The organism is Thermotoga sp. (genome assembly GCF_021162145.1).
Classification (GTDB): Bacteria; Thermotogota; Thermotogae; order Thermotogales; family Thermotogaceae; genus Thermotoga.
In genome coordinates this window covers 1-3,168 of the sequence record NZ_JAGGZH010000029.1, presented here as the reverse complement: position 1 = coordinate 3,168, position 3,168 = coordinate 1, and the positions used below count along the sequence as shown (strand labels likewise).

Sequence of the window (3,168 nt, the reverse complement as noted above, 5' to 3'; positions counted from 1 at the left end):
GATTACATGCCCCAAGTTTTTGAAAAGATAGATGACTGGACGGAACTACTATTTCCTGACAACTTATATCAACCAGGCTCTATGATCTACAAAATGAACGAAATTGACCAATGGAAAGATATATCAATAATCGGCTGGCTTTACCAGTTCTATATATCTGAAAAGAAAGATGAAGTAATGAAAACAATTAAAGAACAAAGAAGATCTTATGAAAAGGACGAAATTCCGATAGTGACACAATTATTTACTCCACATTGGATAGTGAGCTACATGGTCGAAAATTCCTTGGGAAGGTTATGGCTCGAAGCACATCCAGATTCCAATCTCAAATCCAAATGGAGATATTACATAGATTCCAAACTCCTTGAAAGACCTCCTGTAAAGCCTGAAGAAATTAAGTTTTTGGATCCCTGTGTTGGATCAGGACATATACTCCTTAAAGCATTCGACCTTCTCTATGATATGTATCTCGAATCTGGATACCCAGAAAGTGAAATACCAGCGTTTATTTTGAAAAACAACCTTTATGGCCTTGACATAGACAAAAGGGCGGTTCAGCTTGCTTACTTTTCTCTCTACATGAAAGCTGCACAGAAAGATAAAGGAATATTTGAGAAAGATGTTCAACCTCATATTTATGAATTCAAAGAAACATCAGCACTTTCAGAAGATGACATAAACGAGCTTGTTAAAGGACTTGGAATAGAGCAATCCAGACTTTCAATGAAACTCATAAACGACTTCAAAGAAGCCAAAATATATGGATCGCTCATAAAACCCGAAGCCGCCGATTACTCTTTTCTTAAAAGAAGAGTAGAAGAAATAGAAGCAAGTGACATGTTCGCTCAAGAAAGAAAGGAAAGACTCCTTGGAGTGATAAAAGACATCCTCGAAATTTCCGATATTCTCAGTAAAAAGTATGATGTAGTTGTAACGAATCCTCCATACATGGGCAAAAAGCAGATGAATAAAAAACTCAAAGCTTTCCTCGAGAGAGAATATCCCAAAGGAAAGGCGGATACGTTCGCAGCGTTTATTCTTAGAAATTTCGATTTTCTTAAAAACGATGGCTTCAATGCAATGGTAACTATGCAGTCATGGATGTTCCTTCCAACTTTCGAGGAGATGAGAAAAGAAATTTTGAGAACATATACTGTTGAATCGTTTCTTCATCTTGGTCCACATGCTTTTGAGGAAATTAGTGGCGAGATAGTTCAAACATGCAGTTTTGTGTTCAGAAAGAGAAAAATACCAGATCGAAAGGGAATCTATTTTCGATTGGTTAGCGGCGAATCTGAAGATAAGAAGGAATCGTTTCTTAAAAAGGAGAACATATTCGTAACTGATTCCAGAAAATTCACCAAAATCCCCGGCTGGCCCATTGCTTACTGGGTGAGCGACGAAATGATCCGAGTGTTTGATATTGGAACCCCTCTTGGAGAAATAGCACAGCCTAAAGCCGGCCTTCAAACGTCAGATAATAATCGGTTCCTTCGCCTTTGGTACGAGGTTGACATAAACAGAATAGGTTTTGGTATGAAATCGAGGGAGGAAGCCTTAAGATCCGGGAAGAAATGGTTCCCGTACAACAAAGGAGGAAAATACAGGAAGTGGTATGGGAATCATGAATACGTTGTTAACTGGGAGAACGATGGTGAAGAGATAAGAAACTTTGTAGATGAAGATGGAAAGCTAAGGTCAAGACCGCAGAACATGGACTACTACTTCCGTGAGGGGATTACGTGGTCTTTCGTTAGTTCTTCAAAATTTGGTATCAGATACACTCCTCATGGTTTTATTTTCGATGTAGCAGGTTCTTCTCTTTTCCCAGAGAAGTCTGATATTAAATATATCCTTGCATTTCTCGCTTCAAACCTTGCGTTTGAGTTTTTAAAAACTCTAAATCCAACTCTTAACTTCCAGGTTGGAAATCTTTTCGATCTTCCCATAATTTTCCCTTCAGACTCTTCCATCCGATCCCGAGTAGAAGATCTCGTGCAGGAGAACATAGACCTCTCAAAAAAAGATTGGGACGACTTTGAAGTATCGTGGAATTTCAGATCACATCCGTTTATCAGGTTCAAGAGATCATCGAGAATAGAAGACGCCTTCATGGTATGGAAAGAGCATGCAAACGCGAGATTTGAAAAAGTGAAGAGGAATGAGAAGGAGATAAACGAGCTTTTGATAAAAGTCTACGGTCTTGAAGGGGAGATTTCACCCTATCTTGAGGATAATAACATAACTGTGAGAAAGGCAGATATTGAAAGGGATGTAAAATCATTCCTTTCATACGCCATTGGATGCATATTTGGAAGGTACTCACCTGACATTGAAGGACTCGTTTTCGCCGGTGGGGATTTTGACATGGAAAGGTACCCATCGTTCAAGCCCGTGGAAGATAATGTTCTTGTAATCCTTGATGAGGATTATCATTTTGAGAACGATATCGTTAGAAAAGTAGAGCAGTTCATTGAATATGTATATGGAAAAAACGATCTTGAGGAAAATTTGACATTCATAGCTAAGGTTTTAAGCAAAGAAAAAACCGAGGATTTCAGGCAAGCTCTCAGAAAATACTTCAGAAAGCAGTTTTACAAGGATCATCTGAGCATTTACAAGAGAAGACCAATATACTGGATGGTTAGTTCGAAAAAAGAACATTTTAAAGCGCTCTTTTATTATCATAGATTCAACGAAGACACGTTGGCAATAATTAGAACGAAGTATCTCATTAGATATCAAGCAATGGTTGAAAAAGAAATCGAAGAGCTTAGAAGAAGCTTAAAAGATGAAAATATTTTGAGATCTAAGAAAAGAGATGCGCAAAAGCGAATCAAACATCTTGAAGATGTTCTAAAGGATCTCAAAGATTTCGAGATAAACCTCAGGCATTTTGCAGATATGAGGATTTCCTTTAACCTTGATGATGGTGTTGAGGAGAATTATAAGAGAATTTCAGATATTCTCGAAAGAAGAAGGTGAGCAGGTGAAAATAAAAGAAAGGTTGAAAAAACTCTTTTCTGATAGAAAGTTTTATGAGAAAAGGATAATAGTTTTTTGGATAGATGAAAAAGGAGATTTTAGGAAAGATTTTGAATTGATCGAGATAGAGAATGTAAAAAAACTTACTCTCGATGAAGAGAATATGTTTGAGGTGAAAGTTCT

1 protein-coding gene is annotated in these 3,168 nt (G+C 37.4%); it reads left to right on the top strand.

The features are described 5' to 3' along the window. Positions 1-2,985 (top strand): BREX-1 system adenine-specific DNA-methyltransferase PglX (pglX, locus tag J7K79_RS02600; protein ID WP_296904853.1); only part of this gene is annotated, 2,985 nt, incomplete at its 5' end. Between the last annotated feature and the right edge of the window lie 183 nt (positions 2,986-3,168).